General features: G+C 74.8%; 20 protein-coding genes. 14 read left to right on the forward strand and 6 right to left on the reverse strand.

The genetic code is table 11. The features are described from left to right. The first annotated feature begins 44 nt into the window (after window positions 1–44). The gene (locus ACFU74_RS20880; RefSeq protein ID WP_380758804.1) at window positions 45–257 is read left to right on the forward strand and encodes a KTSC domain-containing protein; all 213 of its coding nucleotides are present in this window, start codon (window positions 45–47) and stop codon (window positions 255–257) included. 25 nt (window positions 258–282) lie between these two features. Here the strand turns inward: ACFU74_RS20880 and ACFU74_RS20885 are convergent, their stop codons facing one another. Together ACFU74_RS20885 and ACFU74_RS20890 are read right to left on the reverse strand one after the other, a co-directional pair. Next, window positions 283–555, reverse strand: a complete 273-nt coding sequence (locus ACFU74_RS20885; RefSeq protein WP_380758807.1) for a DUF2087 domain-containing protein — start codon at window positions 553–555, stop codon at window positions 283–285. Window positions 556–638: 83 nt separating this feature from the next. Further along, window positions 639–1259, reverse strand: a complete 621-nt coding sequence (locus tag ACFU74_RS20890; RefSeq protein ID WP_380758809.1) for an HhH-GPD-type base excision DNA repair protein — start codon at window positions 1257–1259, stop codon at window positions 639–641. A 490-nt stretch (window positions 1260–1749) separates the two neighbouring features. Here ACFU74_RS20890 and ACFU74_RS20895 point away from each other — a divergent pair, with 490 nt between their 5' ends. From ACFU74_RS20895 to ACFU74_RS20925, 7 genes are all read left to right on the forward strand, one after another. Continuing rightward, window positions 1750–3105 carry a helix-turn-helix domain-containing protein gene (locus ACFU74_RS20895; protein WP_380758811.1) on the forward strand — a complete coding sequence of 452 codons (1356 nt, stop codon included), beginning with the start codon at window positions 1750–1752 and terminating at the stop codon, window positions 3103–3105. Window positions 3106–3185: 80 nt separating this feature from the next. Continuing rightward, a complete protein-coding gene (locus tag ACFU74_RS20900; protein ID WP_380758813.1) occupies window positions 3186–3974 on the forward strand; it encodes a toll/interleukin-1 receptor domain-containing protein in 789 nt (262 codons plus the stop codon). After that, window positions 3971–5926 carry a hypothetical protein gene (locus ACFU74_RS20905; RefSeq protein ID WP_380758816.1) on the forward strand — a complete coding sequence of 652 codons (1956 nt, stop codon included), beginning with the start codon at window positions 3971–3973 and terminating at the stop codon, window positions 5924–5926. The genes ACFU74_RS20900 and ACFU74_RS20905 overlap by 4 nt, the downstream gene beginning before the upstream one ends. 5 nt (window positions 5927–5931) lie before the next feature. Continuing rightward, entirely contained in the window at window positions 5932–7251 is a 1320-nt protein-coding gene (locus ACFU74_RS20910) for a hypothetical protein (protein ID WP_380758818.1), read from the forward strand. A gap of 140 nt (window positions 7252–7391) precedes the next feature. Next, the gene (locus ACFU74_RS20915) at window positions 7392–9896 is read left to right on the forward strand and encodes a germacradienol/geosmin synthase (RefSeq protein ID WP_380758820.1); all 2505 of its coding nucleotides are present in this window, start codon (window positions 7392–7394) and stop codon (window positions 9894–9896) included. A gap of 137 nt (window positions 9897–10033) precedes the next feature. Beyond that, on the forward strand, window positions 10034–10837 hold the full coding sequence (locus ACFU74_RS20920; protein WP_380758822.1) for a VOC family protein: 804 nt from the start codon (window positions 10034–10036) through the stop codon (window positions 10835–10837). Continuing rightward, window positions 10834–11343 carry a DinB family protein gene (locus ACFU74_RS20925; RefSeq protein ID WP_380758824.1) on the forward strand — a complete coding sequence of 170 codons (510 nt, stop codon included), beginning with the start codon at window positions 10834–10836 and terminating at the stop codon, window positions 11341–11343. The genes ACFU74_RS20920 and ACFU74_RS20925 overlap by 4 nt, the downstream gene beginning before the upstream one ends. A gap of 14 nt (window positions 11344–11357) precedes the next feature. On the opposite strand, the gene ACFU74_RS20930 is transcribed toward ACFU74_RS20925, so the two are convergent. Then, window positions 11358–12080: an ArsR/SmtB family transcription factor gene (locus ACFU74_RS20930; RefSeq protein WP_380758826.1), complete on the reverse strand. Its 723-nt coding sequence runs from the start codon at window positions 12078–12080 to the stop codon at window positions 11358–11360. A gap of 65 nt (window positions 12081–12145) precedes the next feature. Here ACFU74_RS20930 and ACFU74_RS20935 point away from each other — a divergent pair, with 65 nt between their 5' ends. Together ACFU74_RS20935 and ACFU74_RS20940 are read left to right on the forward strand one after the other, a co-directional pair. Then, window positions 12146–13507, forward strand: coding sequence for a hypothetical protein (locus ACFU74_RS20935; protein ID WP_380758828.1), 1362 nt, complete (start codon window positions 12146–12148; stop codon window positions 13505–13507). Next, window positions 13504–14343, forward strand: a complete 840-nt coding sequence (locus tag ACFU74_RS20940) for an isocitrate lyase/phosphoenolpyruvate mutase family protein (RefSeq protein WP_380758830.1) — start codon at window positions 13504–13506, stop codon at window positions 14341–14343. The genes ACFU74_RS20935 and ACFU74_RS20940 overlap by 4 nt, the downstream gene beginning before the upstream one ends. A 140-nt stretch (window positions 14344–14483) precedes the next feature. On the opposite strand, the gene ACFU74_RS20945 is transcribed toward ACFU74_RS20940, so the two are convergent. Further along, window positions 14484–14972, reverse strand: a complete 489-nt coding sequence (locus tag ACFU74_RS20945) for an Lrp/AsnC family transcriptional regulator (RefSeq protein WP_380758832.1) — start codon at window positions 14970–14972, stop codon at window positions 14484–14486. A 162-nt stretch (window positions 14973–15134) separates the two neighbouring features. Between ACFU74_RS20945 and ACFU74_RS20950 the strand changes: the two genes are divergently transcribed. The 4 genes from ACFU74_RS20950 (at window position 15135) to ACFU74_RS20965 (ending at window position 19087) form a co-directional block, all read left to right on the forward strand. Continuing rightward, complete coding sequence (locus ACFU74_RS20950) at window positions 15135–16667, forward strand: histidine decarboxylase (protein ID WP_380758834.1); 1533 nt, start codon at window positions 15135–15137, stop codon at window positions 16665–16667. Between the two features lie 218 nt (window positions 16668–16885). Beyond that, window positions 16886–17257: an RNHCP domain-containing protein gene (locus ACFU74_RS20955; protein ID WP_380758835.1), complete on the forward strand. Its 372-nt coding sequence runs from the start codon at window positions 16886–16888 to the stop codon at window positions 17255–17257. Between the two features lie 29 nt (window positions 17258–17286). Further along, window positions 17287–17703: an RNHCP domain-containing protein gene (locus ACFU74_RS20960; RefSeq protein WP_380758836.1), complete on the forward strand. Its 417-nt coding sequence runs from the start codon at window positions 17287–17289 to the stop codon at window positions 17701–17703. A gap of 214 nt (window positions 17704–17917) precedes the next feature. After that, the gene (locus ACFU74_RS20965) at window positions 17918–19087 is read left to right on the forward strand and encodes a serine hydrolase domain-containing protein (protein WP_380758838.1); all 1170 of its coding nucleotides are present in this window, start codon (window positions 17918–17920) and stop codon (window positions 19085–19087) included. Between the two features lie 7 nt (window positions 19088–19094). On the opposite strand, the gene ACFU74_RS20970 is transcribed toward ACFU74_RS20965, so the two are convergent. Further along, entirely contained in the window at window positions 19095–19802 is a 708-nt protein-coding gene (locus ACFU74_RS20970) for a response regulator (protein WP_380758840.1), read from the reverse strand. Then, entirely contained in the window at window positions 19799–21049 is a 1251-nt protein-coding gene (locus ACFU74_RS20975; protein ID WP_380758842.1) for a sensor histidine kinase, read from the reverse strand. The genes ACFU74_RS20970 and ACFU74_RS20975 overlap by 4 nt, the downstream gene beginning before the upstream one ends. Window positions 21050–21174: the final 125 nt, after the last annotated feature.

Consider the following 21174-nt stretch of genomic DNA (forward strand, 5'->3'; position numbering starts at 1 on the left):
GGGGCCTGCGCGGCGGGGGCCGACGTGCGCACACTGGGAGGGCCGTGAACCGTACGCCGGTGGACTCCTCGGCGCTGCGCTCGGTCGGGTACGACGCCGCGCGGCGCGTGCTGGAACTGGAGTTCACGGCCGGTGGCGTCTACGCCTACCTGGCCGTGCCGGGTCGGGTGCACCGCGAACTGATGGCGGCCGGGAGCCACGGGCGCTACTTCGTCCGGGAGATCCGCGACCGCTACGACTGGCGGCGGCTGCGCTGAGGGCGGCCCCCGGGCGCGGCGGACGCTACGCCGCGGCGCGCCGGTAGCTGCTGCCGTCCTCGGCGCGGGTGAGGCGCCGCCCCTCGACGAGGTAGCGGCGCAGGGCCGGGAAGTCGTCGTGTACCGTCCGCAGCGCGTCGTTGACCTCGGGCTCGGTGTAGGAGCGGTCCGGCTCGAAGAGCGTGCGGGCGAGGTGGTCGAGCAGCTGGGCACGGCGGGCGGTCCGCCGCGGTACGGCGATCAGGCGGCCGTCCGGGGCGAAGAGCGCGGACACGGCGGGGGCGGCGGCGTCGGTCATGGGACGAGCGTCGCGTGCGGTGCGCCGCGCGGGCAACGGGTTTTCGGCCGGCGGCGGAGCGGCCGAGGCGCGCGCCCGGGGGCTCAGGCGCGGACCTTGGCCTTCGCCTGGGCCTCCTTCGCGGCCTTCTCCTCCTTGGCGGCGCGCTTCACCTCCTGCTTGGTGGCGCGCACCTGCTCCAGCGACTCCGGGCCGGTGATGTCCGCGACCGAGCGGAACGACCCCTCCTCGCCGTACAGTCCGGCCGCCTCCCGCCAGCCCTCCGGCCGTACGCCGTACTGCTTGCCGAGCAGCGCGAGGAAGATCTGCGACTTCTGCTTCCCGAACCCCGGAAGGGCGTTGAGCCGGCTGAGCAGCTCCCGCCCGGTCGCGACGTCCTTCCACAGCGCACCCGCGTCCCCGTCGTACTGCGCCACCAGGAACTGGCAGAGCTGCTGCACCCGCTTCGCCATCGCCGCCGGATACCGGTGCACGGCGGGCTTCTCGCACAACAGCGCGACGAACTCCTCCGGGTTGTAGGTGGCGATCTCGTGCGCGTCGAGGTCCTTGTGCCCCAGCCGCTGCGCGATCGTGAGCGGTCCGGTGAACGCCCATTCCATGGGCACCTGTTGGTCCAACAGCATCCCGACGAGCGCGGCGAGCGGGCTCCGTCCGAGCAGTTCGTCGGCCTCGGGCTGCTGTGCGAGCCGCACGGTGACGTTCATGGGATGACCTCCTCGGAGCGTGGACTCGGGTCGCGCCCAGTCTGCTGGACGGGCGAGGAGGGGACGGCGTCAACACGCCATGACCCGGTGATTCCTTGGAACCAAGGGGTGGTTCGTTGCCGGAGCGTGTGGAGCTGCGGCACGGCCGACTCCTGACCCGGGGTCAGGCGGGTGTGGCCGGAGCGGTTCCGGCCGGCGGGCCCGGCGGTCGGCGCGGGGGTGCGGTCCGCCGCGCGGGCGGTTCGGTGTTCGAGGCCATTCGATCGCGGGCGACCGCGTCGCGAATTCACCGGCCGGGGGCCAACTCGGTTTGTCCGCAAGGCGAGTAGCCAATTTGTCGGCACGCCGGAAAAGAGGAAACGGGAAACGCCCGCAATCCCCGTTCGGCCTGGCGGTGTGCGTGTCACCATTCTTGGCGGAGGCAGGGGAGAGTCCGCTTCCGGTCCCCGGATGACGAAAGCGGGCCGGAGTTTCCGAGGAGGGGGTTGGCATGCACGCGTCCAGTTCGTCCGCGGGTGGGTTCGGTCCCGAGCTGCGCAGGCGGCGGCTCGCGGCCGGGCTGACGCTCACCCGGCTCGCCGAGCTGCTCAACTACAGCAAGGGCCACCTCAGCAAGATCGAGCGCGGCCAGAAGGCCCCGCCACCCGACCTGGCCCGCCGCTGCGACGCCCAACTCGGCGCCGGCGGCGAGCTGGAGAGACTTGCGCCGCCCGAGGGGACCGCCGGGCGCGGAAGGGGGGTGGGCGTGGCCGCGGCCGACGAGGACCCCGTGCTCCTGCGGGTCGACCGCGACGCCGTCCGCTGGCCCGGCGGGCTCGGGCGGCGCCAACTGCTCGCCGCCGGTGCGACGTCCGTGCTGGGGGCGGGCGTCGCGGGCATGGTCGGGGCGGGCCGGGCCGAGGCCCGGGAGGACCCCCGGGAGGCATCCCGGGAAGCGCTCCGGGCGGACGCCTCGCCGGCGGAGGTCTTCCGCAGCCAGTTCGACCACATGCGCCTGCTGGGCCAGAGCACCGACCCCGCCCTGCTGCTGCCGATGCTCACCGTGCAGACCCACACCCTGCGCGAACTCGCCCTGCGGGCCGACGCGGTGGCCCGCGTCCGACTGCTCGGCCTGGCCGCGCGGTACGCCGAGTTCGCCGGCTGGATGGCCCAGGAGTCCGGGGACGACCCGTCCGCGCTCTGGTGGACCGCCCGCGCCGTCGAGCTGGCCGAGGGCGGCGAGGACCGGGACCTCGGCTCGTACACCCTGGTCCGCCGCGCCCTGATCACCTTCTACGCGGGCGACGCCGCCGCCACCGTCGGCCTGGTCGGCCCGGTCGCCCGGGACGGCCGGCTGCCGCCGCGCATCCGCGGGCTCGCCGCCCAGCGGGAGGCCCAGGGGCACGCCCTGGCCGGCGACCACACCGCCAGCCTGCGCAGCCTCGACCGGGCGCGCGAGCTGCTGGCCCGGTCCGCCGCCGACGGGGGTGGCGGCGGACCGGTGCTCGGCACCGGCAACCTCGCCGACCCCGCGGCCGTGGTCACCGGCTGGTGCCTGTACGACCTCGGCCGCCCCGCCCGGGCCGCCGAGGTGCTCGACCGCGAGTGCGCCGGGATCCCCGCGCACGCGCTGCGCACCCGCGCCCGGTACGGCCTGCGGCGCGCCCTCGCCCACGCGGCGGCCGGCGAGGTCGAGCACGCCTGTGAGCTCGCCGCCGCACTGCTCCCGCTGGTCCCCGGGCTGCGGTCGGCCACGATCGCGACCGACGTCGCCCGGCTGGACCGCGAGCTGTCCCGGTTCCGGGCCAACCGGGCGGTGCGCGACCTCCAGCCCGCGCTCGCCGCCGCACTGCACCCCAGGTCCTGAGGACCCCGCCGTCGCGCTTCCCCGGCGCCGACCCGTCCGGCCGTCCACGGCACCCCATTCACCGGAGAGGTGATTCCGCCATGCCCGACATCTTCGTGAACTACCGCAGCAGCGACGAGGACACCGGCGCCGCCCTGATCGAACGCGAGCTCTCCCGGCGGTTCGGCAGCGAGCGGGTGTTCCGCGCCAGCAAGTCGATCAAGGTCGGCCGGCGCTTCCCGCAGGAACTCCTGACCGCCGTGCGCCGCAGCAGCGTGCTGGTCGCCGTGATCGGCGAGCGCTGGGCCGACGCCCGAACCGCCGACGGCTCCCGGGCGCTGGACGACCCGGAGGACTGGACCCGGCGGGAGATCGTCGAGGCCTTCGAGAGCGGCGCCCTCGTCGTCCCGGTGCTGATCGGCCGGGCCACCCGGCTCGACCGGCACGATCTGCCGCCCCAGCTGGCCGAGTTGGCCGACTGCCAGTACCGCCGGCTGGACACCCGCAACGCGGACGGCGACCTGGCCAGGATCGGCGACGACCTCGCGGAGGCGGTGCCCCGGCTCGCCGAGGCGGAGCGGGAGATCGCCCGCAGCGCGGAGGCGTCCGGCGAGGTCCGCAACCGGGTCGGCCGGGTGGACGGCAGCGTCGTCCAGGCCCGGGACTACACCCACCGCCAGAGCGGCGGCATCGGCAACGTCGGAGGGGACGTGGGGACCTTCATCAACAACGCCAGTGGCCCGGTGAACAGCGGCAGCGGCACGCAGCACAACGACCTGCGCAGCGGCGGCGTGCAGTTCAACGGGGACGGCGGCAACTACGTCGAGCGCGGCACGGCCCAGCAGTGGTTCGGCGGCCGGCGGACCGGGCACGAGGACCGGGACCGGTGACGGACGGCGGCGTCCGGATCGGGGAGGCCGCCGGGCCGACCCACACCGGGCCCGGCCCGCAGTACAACGTGTTCGGGGGCGACTTCCGCCCGCCCCGCCCCAGGGTGGCCCCGTCCCGGGTGGCCCTCGACCACCGGCTCTGGCTGCGGGGGCGGTTCGTCCCGCCGCAGGGCTTCGGCGAGGCGCGGACCCGGCTGGCGCGGCCCGGCACCACCGTCCTGCTGGCCGGGCCGCCCGGCAGCGGACGGCGGACGGCGGCGGTGATGGCGCTGCACGAGCCGAGGGACCCGGCCGCCTCGTTCGTCGAGCTGTCGTTCTCCCGGGAGAACGAGGACAGCACGGTCCCGGAGGCCGGCGACCGGTTGCTGCTGGACCTCTCCGGCATCGCCGAGGAGGACTACGAGGCGGCCCAGGCGCTGCTGTACGGCTACTGGGGCCGGGTGGAGCAGGCGGGCGCCCGGATGGTCGCCGTCCTGCCGTCGGCGGACCAGGAGTCGCTGCTGCCCGCGCTGCGGCAGCTGGTGGTCGCGATCGGTCGCCCGCGTGAACTGGCGGTCCTGCGCAGGCACTTGGAGAGTGATCAGGTTCAGCTGGCCCCGGGCGACCTGCACGGGGCCGAACTCGGCGCCCATCTGCGCGACTTCGCGATGCGCGATGTGCAGCGGTTCGCCGGCCTGGTGGCCCAGGCCAAGGCGGCGGATCCGGCCGGGCCGGCCGCGGAGTGGCTCGGCCAGGCGCTGGGTGCGCTCAGCGACCGCGCCGGGGAGGTGGCCCAGCGGGTCGCCGCGCTCGAATCGGGCCCGCAGCGCGCGCTGTTGCTGTCGGCGGCGATGCTGGCCGGCGCCTCCGCGGACGCCGTCTTCCACCACGCCGAGCGGCTGCTCGGCCTGGTCCCGCACACCCCGGACGAGAAGCCGCTGCTGGAGCGGGCCGACCTGGCGGAACGCCTGAAGGCCCTGCCGTCCTTGGAGGTCGACGCGCGCGGCCGGATCCGCTTCGTCGCGCTGGCGTACGACGCGGCCGTCCGCACGCACTTCTGGACGTACCTCCCCGGCCTGCGGGAGGGGCTCGGCCGGTGGGTGGAGGACGCCGTCCGCTCGCCGCACCCCACGCTGGGGACGCAGGACCGGCGGCGGCTGGTCGAGCGCTTCACCGAGCAGGGCCTGCGGGCGGCCGACTGGCGGACGCTGCACCGTCTCGCGGGCGAGTGGGCCGCCGAGCCCCGGCGTTCGGAGGAGGCGTTGGCCGTACTGCGGCTCGGACTCGAACACGAGCGGTACGGCGCCGGCTTCCGTGCCAAGATCTACGAGTGGGCGACCGGCCAGGTGTCGCCGGCCCCGGCCCGGGTGCTGGCACGGGCCTGCGGCGAGGTGATGGCCCGTACGCACCCGGACCAGGCCCTCGTCCGACTGCACCACCTGGCGCGCCGGACCGGTCGCAACGGCCCGGCCGAGGTGCGCGAGACGCTGTACGAACTCGTCCGGCAGGACCGGCGGTTGTACCTCAAGCTGCTGGCCAGGTTCTGGGACGGGCTGGCCGCGCCGGGGGCGGTCGCGGCGGACGTCCGGCTCTTCCTGGACCTGGTGGGCGAGCCACCGCCGCCGCGCTGGGTGCCGGACGACGCGCTGGCCGTGACCTGGGCCAAGGTGCTGGCGGTGGCCCGGCGGGAGCAGTGGGCGGAGGCGGTGCACCGGTGGTTGTCGGCGGCCCGGGCGGAACCGCCGGCCGGCGAGCGGCTGATGGACGTGCTGGTGGAGGCCGCCGAGGCGCGGCCGGAGAGGCTCACCGGCCTCTACCTGACCGGGCACGAGTGGGTCGCCGGCGGGCCCCGTGACGAGCGGTCCGCGCGGGCCGGGGTGGCGGCGCGGTTCTGGCAGAAGATCGACATCGCGCAGGGCATCGAGCCGGAGGACCCGGCCGCGGCGCTGCGGTCCGAGGAGAGGACCAGGTGAGCTCCATGGAGAAGACGCGTACGGCGGCGCTGGCCGTCGCCGCAGGGGCGGTACCCGCCGCGCTGGGGCTGGGATTGGGCTGGCCGGCCTGGCTCTGGGCGGCGGCGGGCGCCGCGGTGGTGGTGCTGGTGCTGCTGGTCTCGACGGAGTGGGGGCGGCCCGAGCCTCCGCCGGTGGCCCCGCCGGCACCGGCCCCCGCGCCGGAGCCGCCGCGCGTCCCGGCCCCGGAACCGCCGGTCGAGCAGCCCTACCGGACGACCTCGGTGACGGGGGTGGCGCTGCCGAGCGGCGTGCCGGACTACGACTTCCTCTTCTCGGCGACGGTGTGGTGGCGGACACCGGGCGGCCCGGGCGGCGTCTCCCACGCCGCACCGGACAGCCTGGCGGTCGACTCGGTACTGGCCCGCGCCAGGGCGGTGACCGAGCGCGAGCACCCCGGGCGGCCGGAACTGGTCCAGCACCGGCTGGACGGCGTGCTCGGCACCCCGAGCCCGGACCCCTCCGGGATCGTCGTGGCGATGGCCGGACAGGTCACCCTGACGCTGCCGACCGCGGACCGCGATCGGCTGGACAAGCTCGCGGAGGTCCGCAAGGCGGAGGAGGTGTGGGAGCACGAGCGGCGGTACGAGCGGAGCAAGCGCACCTACCTCGGTGAGGACGTGCTCAAGTCGCCAGGCAGTGCGGTGGTGTGGTGGCTGGCGCGGAACGACGCGGAGGTGCGGGGCGCGGTCGACATGATCGGGCCGCTGGCCCAGCTCGCGGCGGCGGCCAACGACGAGGCGGTGGACGCGCTGTACGAGCACCTGCTGTCGTCGGGGGCGGGGCGGGGGAGCGGGGTGCCGTTCCTGAACGGCGTCGCTCCGGTGGCGGCGGCCGCCGGGGGCGGTCCGGCCGCGGCACCGGGGCCGGTGTCCGGGAGCGCGGGGCCGCAGGGCCACCAGGGGCCTTCGGTGGTCGGCCCGTTGAACAGCCTGATGCGCGACATCAGGCTGGCGGAGGGCGACGACCGGACGGTCTACGCCCACCGGGTGGCCCGGATCACCGAGGCGGCGGGCCGGCCCGAGGAGGCGGCGCGGATCCGGGAGAGCCTCGGGGAGGACGGGGGCGCGCCGGCGCCCGCGGCTCCGGCCCCGCCGGACGGCCCCGACGGAGTGCCGGGGCAGCGGGTGTTCGCGGTGGGCCCGGTGCGGCCCGCCGGCACCGACGACGCGGGGCCGGTCTCCTCGGCGTGGGAGGTGCTGCGCGGTTCCGTCAACGGGGACCCGCGGGGACCGGGGAACGGGCCCGAGGAAGGGTGGGGTGGGGCCGACCAGTCGCACGAGTGAGCTAGTCGGGGGCGGCGAGGTGGGCAAATGTTCGAGTGAATTGACCTATCTCATATGACTGTTCCGATTCTCCGGCTGAGATCGTTGAACTCGGGTAAAGCTGAGTCGGCCTCGTCGACGCGTCCAGAAAGGCTCGCCCGGTGTCCCAGCCGTTCGAACTGCCGTCCTTCTACGTGCCGCATCCGGCGCGGCTCAACCCGCATCTCGACGAGGCCCGGGCCCATTCCTCCGGATGGGCCCGGGAGATGGGCATGCTGGAGGGGTCGGGGATCTGGACCCAGGGGGACCTGGACGCCCACGACTACGGGCTGCTCTGCGCGTACACCCATCCGGACGCGTCGGCGGAGGCGCTGTCACTGGTCACCGACTGGTACGTCTGGGTGTTCTTCTTCGACGACCACTTCCTGGAGGTCTTCAAGCGCACCAACGACCGGGAGGGCGGCAAGGCGTACCTGGACCGGCTGCCGCTGTTCATGCCGGCCGACCCGGACGCCGCCGTGCCCGAGCCGGCCAACCCGGTCGAGGCCGGGCTGGCCGACCTGTGGCGGCGCACCGTGCCGTCGATGGGCGAGGACTGGCGGGTGCGGTTCGCGGAGAGCACCCGCAACCTGCTCAACGAGTCGCTCTGGGAGCTCGCCAACATCGGCGCCGGCCGGATCGCCAACCCCGTCGAGTACATCGAGATGCGCCGGAAGGTGGGCGGTGCGCCCTGGTCGGCCGGGCTGATCGAGTACGCCGCCGGGGCGCAGGTGCCGGCGGCGGTGTCCGGTTCGCGGCCGCTGCGGGTGCTGATGGACGCCTTCTCGGACGCCGTCCACCTGCGCAACGACCTGTTCTCCTACCAGCGCGAGGTCGAGGACGAGGGCGAGCTCAGCAACGGCGTCCTGGTGCTGGAGAAGTTCCTGGAGTGCACCACGCAGCAGGCGGCGGACGCCGTCAACGACCTGCTCACCTCCCGCCTCCAGCAGTTCGAGAGCACCGTCCTCACCGAGCTGCCCCAGCTGTTCGCGGACACCGGGCTGGACCCGGACGGCTGCGCCCGGGTGCTGGCCTACGTCAAGGGCTTGCAGGACTGGCAGGCCGGCGGCCACGAGTGGCACCTGCGGTCCAGCCGGTACATGAACGGCGGCGGGGCTGCGGCGGGCGAGGCCACCTGGTGGGACCCGTTCGCGATCGGCGGGGTGGGGACGTCGGCGCTGGACGTGCTGAAGCCGGGCGGGGCGCTGGACGATCTGGCCGGAGAGCTGGGCTCGTTGAGCCGCTCCGGGCCGGTGACGACGGCCTGGGCGCCGACGGTCGGGCAGTCGCCGGTGGCGGCGCTGCTGGAGGGACTGAGGTCGGCGACCGCGGGCCGGGCCGCGTCGTTGGAGTCGCCCGGGACCGGTCCGGTCGGCGGTTCGCGCGGGGACGTCGGTCCCGGGGTGCGGCGGGCGCGCTCGCACGCGCACGTGCCGTTCCAGGCCGTCGGGCCGTCCCGGCTGCCGGAGTTCCGCCTGCCGTTCACGGTCGGGCTGAACCCCTGCCTGGAGGCCTCCCGGCTGCACACCCTCGCCTGGGCGGACCGGATCGGGCTGCTGGAGATCCGGCCGGACGACCCCACCGCGGGCGTGTGGACCGCCGGTCGGATGGCCGACTACGACCTCGCGCTCTGCGCGGCCGGCATCCACCCGGACGCCTCCGCCGACCAACTCGACCTCACCACGGACTGGTTGGCCTGGGGCACGTACGCCGACGACTACTTCCCGGTGGCGTTCGGCCGGAACGGCGACCTGGCCGGCGCCAAGGCGGTGCACGCGCGGTTCCGGCTGCTCATGCCGGTCGACGGCGAGCCGGCCGCGGAGCCGCTCACCGCGTTGGAGCGCGGGCTGGCCGACCTCTGGGAGCGGACCGCCGGCCCGATGACCGCCGAGGCGCGCGGGAAGCTGCGCGAGGCCGTCGAGAAGATGACGCTGAGCTGGATCTGGGAGCTGCACAACCAGGCGCAGCACCGGATCCCGGACCCGGTCGACTACCTGGAGATGCGCCGCTCCACCTTCGGCTCCGACCTCACCATGAGCCTGTCCCGGCTGGCGCACGGGAACGTCGTGCCACCGGAGGTGTACGCCAGCGGGCCGATGCGCTCGCTGGAGAACGCGGCCGCCGACTACGCCTGCCTGATGAACGACCTGTTCTCGTACCAGAAGGAGGTCGAGTTCGAGGGCGAGGCGCACAACGCCGCCCTGGTGGTGCAGAACTTCTTCGACTGCGACTACCCGGCGGCGGTGCGGATCGTCGACGACCTCATGCACTCGCGGCTCGACCAGTTCCGGCACGTGGTGGCCGAGGAGTTCCCGGTGCTGTTCGAGGACTTCGGGCTGGACGGTCCGGCCCGGGCGGTGCTCGCCGGGTACGTCAAGGAGCTGGAGAACTGGCTCGCCGGAATCCTGGTGTGGCACCGGGGCTGCCGGCGCTACCGGGAGGAGGACCTGCTGCGCCACTTCGGGCGGGAGGCGGCCGAGGCGCCGGGCACCGTCGCGGAGGAGGCCGTCGAGCCGGGCGGCGGGCCGGTGGGCGCCCTGCTGGTGCGGCCGACCGGGCTGGGGACGTCGGCGGCCTCGGTGGCGGGCGCGGTCGGCACGCTCGGCGCGGTGGGGGTTTCCGGGTAGCGGTCCGGCGCAGGGGCGTGCGGCGGTCCGCCGGGGGTTCCGGCCCCGGCGGACCGCCGTCTGCTGCGCGCGCGGACGGGTGGGGGACTGACTAGGGTGGCGAATCGGGGCAGAACGTCACACGAGAGGGCTTCGTCATGGCTGCGCTACCCGAGGGAACGCCCTGTTGGGCCGACGCGATGTTCGCCGACCTGGAGGGCGCCAAGGCGTTCTACGGCGATGTGCTCGGCTGGACCTTCGGCGAGTCGTCGACCGAGTACGGCAACTACACCCAGGCGTACTCCGACGGCAAGGCGGTCGCCGCGATCGTCCCGCCGATGCCGAACCAGGAGGGCGAGGTGACCTCCGCCTGGTGCCTCTACCTGGCCTCGCCCGACGCCGCCGGCACCGCCGAGAAGATCCGCGGCAACGGCGGCGAGGTGCTGATGGGCCCGATGACGGTCGGCGAGTTCGGCTCGATGGTGATCGCCAAGGACCCGGCGGGCGTCGTCTTCGGCGTCTGGCAGTCCGGTACCCACGAGGGCTTCGAGAAGCAGGGCGCGCCGGGCGCCTACACCTGGGCCGAGGTGATCACCCGCGACGGGGCCGCCGCGGACGGCTTCTTCCCCGCGGTCTTCCCCTACGCCGTGAAGCGGATGGAGGCCGAGGACGTCGACTACAAGATCTACAGCGTCCGGGAGCAGCCGGCACTCGGCCGGCTGCAGGCGGGCCCGAAGGAACTGCCGCCCGAGGCGCCGAACTACCTCAGCGTCTACTTCGCGGTGGACGACTGCGACGCCACGATCGCCAGGATCACCGAGCGCGGCGGGAAGCTGTACTTCGGCCCGATGGACAGCCCGTTCGGCCGGTTCGCCGCCGTCGGCGATCCGCAGGGGGCGGCGTTCGGCGTGATCGACCTCGGCAGGACGGCCGGGGACGTGCCGGCCGTGGTGGCGGAGTGACCTCCGGCGCCACCGCGCTCCACGGGGAACGGGCGGACCTGCTGCAGACGCTCGACAAGCACCGGGGCTTCCTGCGGTACACCGCCCGCGACCTCACCGACGAGCAGGCCGCCCGGCGCACCACGGTCAGTGAGCTGTGCCTGGGCGGGCTGATCAAGCACGTCAGCGGGACGGAGGCGCGCTGGATGCGGTTCGCCGTCGGCGGCGCGGCGGCGATGGAGGCCGAGCCGGTCGACTGGACGGGGCAGTTCCGGATGGCCGAGGGCGAGACCCTGGCCGGGCTGCTCGCCGCCTACGAGCGGGTGGCCGCCGAGACGGACTCGCTGGTGGCGAGCCTGCCGGACCTCGACCAGGCCCATGCGCTGCCGGCGGCGCCGTGGTTCGAGCCCGGGGCCGCCTGGTCGGTCCGGCGGGTGCTGCTGCACGTCATCGCCGAGACGGCGCAGCACGCCGGGCACGCCGACATCATCCGGGAGGCGCTGGACGGGGCGAAGACGATGGGCTGAGCGGCGGGCGGCGATCAGAGCGCGATGCCGAGCAGCTCGCGCAGGGCGTGCCCGCCGTCCGGGGTCACCTGCAGGGCGCGGCCGGAGCCGATCCGCTCGACCCATGCCCGGTCCAGCGCCGTCCGGCAGAGCGCCGCGCCGAACGCGCCGCCCAGGTGGCTGCGGCGCTCCGTCCAGTCCAGACAGGTGCGGACCACCGGGCGGCCGCCGGAGCGTCCGGCCCTGGGCGGCAGTTCCACGCCCAGCTCGGCCAGCCAGGAGCGGCCGCGGTCGGTCAGGGCCGGGCCGTCCTCGTCGGCCACCAGGCCGCGGGCGAGGACGGCGTCGCGGACGGCCACGCCCAGGCGGCCGGCCAGGTGGTCGTAGCAGGTGCGGGCGCGGGCCTCGGCGCTCGTCCGGGTGGCCTCGCGCAGCGAACCGGGGGCGGCGGCGGACGGCCGGCCCGGGCGGTCCGGGCGGTCCGGGTGGGCGGCGGGGATCGGGAAGGAGGCCAGGTCCTCGATCAGGGTGGCAGCCTCGGGCCCGGCCAGCCGGACGTACCGGTGGCGGCCCTGGCGCTCCTCGGCCAGCAGGCCGCCGGCGACCAGCCGGGACAGGTGTTCGCTCGCCGTGGACGGCGCGACCCGCGCGTGGCGGGCCAGTTCGCCGGCGGTCCAGGCGCGGCCGTCGAGCAGGGCCATGCAGAACGCGGCGCGCGTCGGGTCGGCGAGCAGGCCGGCGAGGTGGGCGAGGGACATGGGTCCATGGTGCCGCAGGCACGGTTCGGCAGGGGCCGAAACGTTCCGGTCCTAGCGTGGGGCGCATGGCCGATTCCACCGTTGCTCCCGCTGTTCCCGCCGCTTCCGCTGTTCCCGCCGCTTCCGCTCCCGCCGTTGCCGAGGAGCTCTGCTTCGCCCGGTACGAGGAGGTGACCGCCGCGCTCGCCGATCCGGCGCTGGTGCCGCCGCCCGCCGAGTCCGGGCCGGTCGGCGGCACGGCCTGGCTGCGGGCCGGCGTGGCGCGGTTCAGCGCGGGCGAGCCGCACGCCGCCCGGCGGGCGTTCGTCGAGGCGGACCTCGCCGGGCTCGATCCGGACGCGCTGCGGTCGGCGGCGGCGGCCGGGTTCGAGGCGGACGTGCGGGTGCGGGCGGTCCGGGTGCTCGCGCAGGCGCTCGGGCTGGCGGAGCCGGAGGCGGTGGCGCGGGCGGTCGGGGTGGTCGCGCGGTCGTACTTCGTGGAGCGGCCCGAGGACCCGGAGGCCGACGCGGCGGTGGCCTGGCTGCTGCCGCGCATGCTGCCTCGGGCAGGGGACGCGGCGTGGGCGGAGGACACGGCGCGGGCCGTCAACCGGATCGGCCTGCTCGTCCAGGCCTGCGACGCCACCGCCACCCTGGTGGAGCACGCCCGGGCGGCCGGGCCGGAGGCGGCGGAGCCGCTCGCCGCCGCGCTGCGGCACGACCCGCCCGTGCGGACGATGCGCCGCCGCGCCCTCGGGCCGACCGTGGTGGGCGGGGTGTCCGTTCCGGCCGGGACGGACGTGCTGCTCGACCTCGCCGCCGCCCAGGCCGACCGTCCCGACCTGGAGCCGCTGACCTTCGGCACCCCGCCGAGGCTCTGTCCCGGCCGGACGCACGCGCTCGCCATTGCGGCGGGCATCCTGTACGGGGCCTCCGCCGAGGCCGGGCCGTCCGCCGCCGAGCCCGTGCCCGACACCGACGACCGTGACCCTGCCGGGCTCGTCCCCGCCATGGTCGAGCACGTGCTCGACCTCGCCGGGACGTGGACCGGGTGGGACGGCCGCCCGGCCACCGTCGACGGCCGCACCTACACCCCGCACAAGGCGATCCGCCGGGTAACCGACCATCTCCTCGACCACCTGGCGGAGTTGGAGGCCCGGCTGGCCGGCGAACCGACCCAGCCCGACCACTGGCACGCCTCCGCCGGCACCACTCCCGCCGACCTCGCGCCGTTCACCCCGGTCGACCTGGACGAGGCCCGCAGCAGGCTCACCCGACTCGCCCGGATCTGGTCCGCCCGCCTCGCTTCGCTCACGCCGGAGCAGCTCGACCGATCGCCCGGTACCGGGTGGTCGTTCCGTCAGATCGCCTTCCACGTCGCTGAGTCCGCGTACTACGCGAACGCCGTCGGCGACCTCCGTCCGCAGGAGAGGACCACCGCCCGATGAGCCCCACCCCGTACGGGCAGCGTCCGCTCGACACCCCGCTCGACACCCCGTTCGCCGCGCTGCACCGCCGCCCGGGCGTGCCGCTGCTGCTCCCCAACGCCTGGGACCACGCCTCCGCCGCCGTCCTCGCCGAGCAGGGGTTCGCCGCCATCGGCACCACCAGCCTCGGCGTCGCGGCGGCGGCCGGCCTGCCCGACGGCGAGGCGGCGACCCGCGACGAGACGCTCCGGCTGGCCGGCCGCCTCGGCCGCTCCGGGCGGTACCTGCTCTCCGTCGACGCGGAGAGCGGCTTCAGCGACGACCCGGACGAAGTGGCCGCGTTCGCCGTGGAGTTGGCGGAGGCCGGGGTCGTCGGCATCAATCTGGAGGACGGCCGCCCGGACGGCACGCTCACCCCGACCGCCGTGCACGCCGCCAAGATCACCGCGATCAAGGCCGCCGCCCCGGCCCTGTTCGTCAACGCCCGCACCGACACCCACTGGCTGGCCCTGTCCGACCCCGTCGAGGAGACCGACCGCCGCCTCGCCGCCTACCAACTGGCGGGCGCCGACGGCCTGTTCGTCCCCGGCCTCACCGACCTGGCCGCCATCCGGCGGCTCTGCGGCTCCCTCGCCCTCCCGCTGAACATCCTCCACGCCCCGACCGGTCCCACCCTCCTCGAACTCGCGGCCCTGGGCGTCGCCCGCGTCAGCCTCGGCTCCTACCTCTACCGCACCGCCCTGGCCGCGGCAGTCTCCACCGCGCTCGCCGTCCGCGCCGGCACCCCGGGACCCGCCGCACCGACCGACGCCCCCGCCTACGCCACCGTCCAGGCCCTGTACGCCGACGGGCGGTGAGCGAGTGGGGGGAACTATGTAGACCGGTCTACTGAAAGCTGTAGACCGGTCTACATAGTTCACTATGTCGCCCGGTCTACAGATTTTTTCTATGTAGACCGGGCGACATATTTTGCACGAGGCGCCCGGCCGGTCCGGGGTCAGCCGTCGGTCAGGTACCGGCGGCCCGGGATCTGCTCGAAGATCAGATTGGTCCGGGTCTGCGCCACCGCGGGGTGGGTGGTCAGGTGGTCCACGACGAAGTCGCGCAGCTCCTCCGGGCCGGCCACCCCGACGTGCAGCAGGTAGTCGTCGGACCCGGCCATGTGGAACACCGCGAGGACGCCCGGCAGGTCGGGGGCGCTGCTGCGGAAGCTCTCGATCCGTTCGCGGGTGTGTGCCCGGAGCCGGACCGAGATCATCGCCTGCAGCGGCAGCCCGATGGCGGCGGGGTCTATTTCCGTCCGGAAAGCGCGGATGGTGCCGCGCTCGCGCAGCGCCCGCACCCGCGCCAGACAGGTCGAGGGGGCGATGCCGACGGCCTCGGCGAGCGCGTTGTTCGGCGTCCGGGCGTTCTCGGCGAGGACGCGCAGGATCGCGCGGTCGGTGTCGTCGATGGGCGCCCGGGGGGCCTGCGGATAATTCGGCACGCCGCTCAGGGTCCCCGACCGGACCGCAGATAAGCAACATCGGCGCGGACGATTCCGAATATTCTGCGGATCACTTTCGCCGAGGCGTTCGAAAGTTCCATCCTGGCGGTCGAGCGGACCTGCGCCGCACCCGTCCCCCAGCGACCCCGGAGCGCCGCACCCATGAGCCCCACGACCGTTCACGCCGCCGCCCCGGTCCACATCGACGCGGCGCCGGAGAGCGGGGACTTCGCGATACCCGCCGAGGGGCTCACCGACGGCGAGCGGCTGCGCGCCCTCGACCGGATGGACGGCTACCTGACGCGCAAGCGCCGGCACCTGGTCGGCTACCAGGCCACCCAGGAACTCGCGGGCAGCGCCCTCGACCTCGCCCGCTTCATGCTGAGCAACATCAACAACCTCGGCGACCCGTTCCAGAGCGGCGGCTACAAGCCGAACACCAAGGTCGTCGAACGCGCCGTGCTCGACTACTACGCGCGCCTCTGGCACGCCGGGCGCCCGTACGACCCGGCCGACCCCGAGTCGTACTGGGGCTACATGCTCTCCATGGGCTCGACCGAGGGCAACATGTACGCCCTCTGGAACGCCCGCGACTACCTGACCCGGCCCGGCGCGCCCCGCCCGGTGGCGTTCTACTCGGAGGACACCCACTACTCCTTCGCCAAGGCCGTCCGGGTGCTGGGCGTCGACACCTTCCACGCGGTCGGCACCGCGGACTACCCGGGAGAGTGCCCGCTCGGCGGCGACTGGCCCGCCGAGGTGCCCTCGCTGCCCGGCCCGTCCGGCCACTCCTGGGACGGCCCCGGCGCCGTCGACGTGGACAAGCTGGCGGCGCTGGTGGAGTTCTTCGCGGCGAAGGGCCACCCGGTCTTCGTCAACTTCAACCTCGGGAGCACGTTCAAGGGCGCCCACGACGACGTCCGCGGCGCGTGCGAACGGCTGCTGCCGGTCTTCGAACGGCACGGCCTGCTCCCGGACGCCGGCGGCGACGGGCGCCGGGGCTTCTGGATCCACGTCGACGGCGCGCTCGGCGCCGGGTACGCGCCGTTCCTGCGGCTGGCCGCCGAGGACCCGGCGGCATACGGCTGGGCACCGGAACCCGGCGCCGGCGCACCCGAGTTCGACTTCGGCCTCACCCTGCCGAGCCGCTCCGGCGGGGACGTCGACCCGATCGCCTCGATCGCGATGAGCGGCCACAAGTGGGCCGGCGTGCCGTGGCCGTGCGGCGTCTTCATGACGAAGGCCAAGTACCAGCTGGAACCGCCGACCCGGCCCGAGTACATCGGCGCGCCGGACAGCACCTTCGCCGGATCCCGCAACGGCTTCTCCCCGCTGGTGCTCTGGGACCACCTGTCCCGGCACTCCTACCGCGACCAGGTGGACCGGATCCGCCGCTCCCAGGAACTGGCCGGATACCTGGAACGCCGCCTGCGCGAACTGGAGGAGGAGACCGGCGCCGAGCTGTGGCCGGCCCGCACCCCCGGCGCGATCACCGTGCGCTTCCGCGAGCCCGGCGCCGACCTGGTCGCCAAGTGGTCGCTGTCCTGCGAGAGCGTCCTCACCACCCCCGGCGACCCGGCCGGCCTGCGCCGCTACGTGCACGTCTTCCTGATGCCCTCCGTCGACCGCGCCAAGCTGGACGCCCTCCTGTCCGACCTCGCCCGCGACCCGCTCATCCTCGGCACACCCGCCTGACGGGGACGGATAAATCGGTGGCAGCCGTGTCGGAGGGGTTGTTACGCTCGCCGCTCCGTTCGCTTCCGTCTGCTGTGGGCCGCCGTGCCCTTCGAGAGGGTGTCTTGATGTCCCGGACCGCGCCGAGTGCGCCTCGCCACACTGCCTGACGGATCGTCGTCGAGGCCGCTCGGCCTGCTCTTGCTGTCATCGTTGATCTCCGGCAAGGAGCACCCCGGGTGTCCAGCACCTCCAACACCACCAGTAGTGCCCAGAAGACCGCCACGTTCGCCTGTGCGTGGTGCGGCCTGACCGTGTCCACGTTCGCCGGCGACGGCGTGCGGCGGAACCACTGCCCGTCCTGCCTGCACTCGCGGCACGTTCTCGACCACGTCGAGGGCGGCCCGAGCGAGTGCCACGGGCGGATGTCGGCGATCGCCATCGCGGTGCTGCGCACCGGCGACTGGATGGTCGTCCACCGCTGCGTGCGCTGCGACGAGTTGACGTCCAATCCGGTGTGCCGGGACGACAACCAGCTCGTCCTGATGCGCATCGCGGTCCGGCCGCTCGCGCAACCGCCCTTCCCGCTCGAAGCGTTCGGTTCCCTCTGAACCGCCGTACTGGAGAGGGGAGCGCGACCGTGCCACGACAGGGGAACGACCGCGGCCACCGCCGCCGGCAGCGTCCCAAGGACGTGCTGCACGCCCGGGGCGGTCACCGGGCGAACGATTTCCGGTGCGTCGGCTGCCGGTTGGACGTCCCGTCGGACGCCCCCGGCACCGCGCACCGCAACCACTGCCCGAACTGCCTCGCCAGCCTGCACGTCGACCGCCGCGTCCCGGGCGACCGGGCCGCGGACTGCCGCGGCCGGATGGAGGCGCTGGGCATGTCCGTGCGGGCGGACGGCGAGTGGCTGATCGTCCACCAGTGCCTGTCCTGCGGTGAGTTGAGCACCAACCGGATCGCCGGTGACGACAATCCGCTGCCGCTGCTCCGGCTCGCGCTCAAGCCGCTGCGGGACGCGGGCTTCGCCCGGCGCACGCTGCTCGACCTGTAGCGCGTAGAGGGGGAGGGAGGCAGGGAGCGGGGTACCGGAGCCGGACCGCGGCGGGAGCCGGGTCCTCCTGCCGCCGGGCGATGCCGGGCGGGGGGTCCGCTTCCTAGGGTCGGGTCCGTGACCACGGCGGTCCGCCCGCGCGGCGGGCACCGCCGGCACCTCGCCTCCCCCCTCTCCGCGCGCCCTCGTCGCGCCGTACCCAAGGAGCCTCCGCATGTCCGATCCCCAGTTCCGCCGCCCCCGGCGCGCCCTCGTCCTGCTGATCGCGACGGCCGCCGCCCTGGGCGTGGCCGGCACGCTGCCCGCCTCGGCGGCGCCGTCCGCCGGGCCGAAGGACGCGGTGCGGGCCGGGCTGGAGCGCCTGGTCAAGGAGGACCGCTACCCCGCCGCGCTGGCCTCGGTCTCCGGACCCGACGGGCGCGTCCGCAACTACGCCGCCGGTGTCGCCGACCTTCGGACCGGGGCGAAGGCGCCCGTGGACGGACAGGTGCGGGCGGGCAGCAACACCAAGACCTTCGTCGCCGTGGTCGTCCTGCAGCTGGTCGGCGAGGGCAGGGTCGAACTCGACGCCCCCATCGAGCGCTACCTGCCGGGCCTGGTGCGCGGCGAGGGCATCGACGGCCGCACGATCACGGTGCGTCAGCTGCTCCAGCACACCAGCGGGCTGCCCAACTTCACCGACGACATATTCGAGGAGGTCTTCGGCGAGGGCCGCCACCGCTACTACCAGCCCCGTGAGCTGGTCGACATGGCGCTCTCCCACAAGGCGCTCTTCGCGCCCGGCACCGGCTGGTCCTACAGCAACACCAACTACATCCTGGCCGGCCTGCTGATCGAGAAGGTCACCGGCCGCCCGCTCGCCGAGCAGCTGACCAAGCGGGTGATCGAGCGGATCGGACTGCGGCACACCTACTTCCCGGCGGTGGGCGACGAGGGCATCCGCGAGCCCCACCCCCACGGGTACACGGTCAGGACGGACGGGTCGCTCTCGGACGTCACCGACCTGGACCCCTCCTGGGGCTGGGCCGCCGGGCAGTTGATCTCCACGCCGAGCGACCTGAACCGCTTCTTCTCCGCCCTGATGGGCGGCAGGCTGCTCAAGCCCGCCCAGCTCGCCGAGATGCGCACCACGGTGAAGGTCCCGGAAGGCCCCGGGGTGCCGAAGGGCGAGGAGCACGGGCTCGGGCTCATCCGCCGGTCGCTGAGCTGCGGCAAGGTCGCCTGGGGGCACGGCGGTGCCACGCCGGGCTACCACACCTTCCCTGCGGTGACCGAGGACGGCCGCGCCGTCACCATCGCCGTCACCGCGAACCTGGCGCCCTCCCCGCAGGGGGTCGAGCACACCCAGGCGCTGTTCGACGAGGCCCTGTGCGCGAAGCGGTGACCGGGTCCTAACCCGTCCCGTCGGCCTGGTCGCCGCCCCCGGTACGGGCGGTGACCAGGCCGGACTCGTAGGCCGCGATGACCGCCTGCGCGCGGTCGCGCACGTCGAGCTTGCCGAACAGGCTGGTGATGTGGTTCTTCACGGTGGAGTGGCTGATGTCCATGGCGCGGGCGATCCCGGCGTTGTCGAGCCCGGTGGCCATCAGCCGCCACACCTCAACCTCGCGGGGCGTGAGCTCCCCCGTGGCGACGGCGGGCGCCGGCTGGGCGCCGAGCGGCGCCCGGACGTAGGCGGAGATCAGCCGGGTGAGCAGGCGCGGGGCGACCACCGCCTCCCCGGTGTGGACGGTGCGGATCGCCGCGGCGAGGTCCTCCGGCGAGACGTCCTTGGGCAGGAACCCGTGCGCGCCGGCGCGCAGCGCGGCCACCACGTACTCGTCCATGTCGAAGGTGCTGAGCGCGAGGACCCGGCACTCGGGCAGGGTGCGGGCCAGCTCCTCGGTCGCGGCGACCCCGTCCAGGACCGGCATCCGGATGTCCATCACCACGACGTCGGGGCGCAGCCGGCGGGCGAGCGCGACGGCCTGCTCGCCGTCCTCGGCCTCGCCCACCACCTCGAAGGCGGGGTCCGGTGAGAGGATCAGCGACAGACCGCGCCGGACCAGCGGCTGGTCGTCCACGATGAGGACCCGGATCCCGGGCGTCTCGGCCGTCACCGCTGCACCACCCCTTCGCGCTCTCCGCGATCTCCCTGCTGGACGGCCGCCTCGGCCGCCTCCTCCGCCGCCAGCGGCAGTTCGGCCACCACCGCGAAGCCGCCCTCCGGCCGGGGCCCGGCCTCCAGGGTCCCGCCGTGCAACGCGACGCGCTCACGCATCCCGAGCAGCCCGAACCCGCCGCCGCCCCGGCCCGGGCCGTGCTCGGCGTCCTGGGACGGCACGCCCCGGCCGTCGTCCCGGACCTCGACGGTGACCCCGTCCGGGCGGTACGCCAGCAGGACGGTCGCCCGGGCGGGCCCCGCGTACTTGCGGGCGTTGGTGAGGGCCTCCTGGACGATCCGGAACACGGTCAGCCCGACGGTCGGCGGCAGCGGACGCCGGGGCCCGCGGACGTCGAGGTCGGTCGGCAGCCCGGCCAGGCGGGACTCGTCCACCAGCCGGCCGAGGTCCTCCGCCCCGGGCTGGGGCGACGGCGGGGCGGCGTCCGGCTCGTCACCGGCCCGCAGGACGTTCAGCAACTGGCGCATCTCGCGCAGCGCCAGCCGCCCGGAGGACTCCAGGGTGACCAGGGCGTCCCGGACCACCTCCGGCTTGGCGAGGTTGGCGCGGGCGCCGCCGGCCATCAGCTGCATGGTGGTGATGTGGTGGGCCACGATGTCGTGCAACTCCCGTGCGATGCGGCGGCGTTCCTCGGCCACCGCGCGGTCGGCCAGCAGCTTGCGATTGGCGTTCACCTCCCGCTGCCAGCGGGCGGCCGCGAGGCCGGCGCCGGTCACCAGCGAGGTGGAGGAGACGGCCGCGATGGCCGCCTCCGCGGAGGGGACGGGGAAGTCGCTCTGGCTCAGCATCGCCACCACCGCCGTCGCCGCGGCGGCGCCCGCGGCGACCGGCCAGGCGCGGTTCCGGGCGACCGAGAAGACCGCCACCGTCAGGACGCCGCCGAAGTGGATGCCCATCGGGTTCGTCAGGTCGATCGCCGACTGGAGCACCAGGACGCCGGCGAGCGTCGGCACCGGGTGGTGGCGCCGGGCGAGCAGTGGCAGGCCCGACAGCACCAGGAGCACGAGGCCCGGCACCCCGATGGCGTGGGTGCCCCCCACCTCGCTGACGAGCAGGTGGGCCAGCAGGTCCAGCACGGCGGCGCCGACGGCCACCAGTGCGTCGGCCTGGGTCCACGGCAGCCCGTTCGCGCGGGGCCGCGGCACCCCGTCCACGCCCGCGCCGGGGCGCTGACGCCCGTCCATCCTCGTCCTCCCGGCCCGACCAGCGTTGACGCCCCATTCTGGCACCGGCCCGCCCGGCCCCGGATGGTCCCTCCGGCCGAGGGAGGGCGGGCGGACCAGGAGCACGGTCCCGGTCGCGGTCCGCC

Source organism: Kitasatospora sp. NPDC057500 (assembly GCF_042802195.1).
Classification (GTDB): Bacteria; Actinomycetota; Actinomycetes; order Streptomycetales; family Streptomycetaceae; genus Kitasatospora.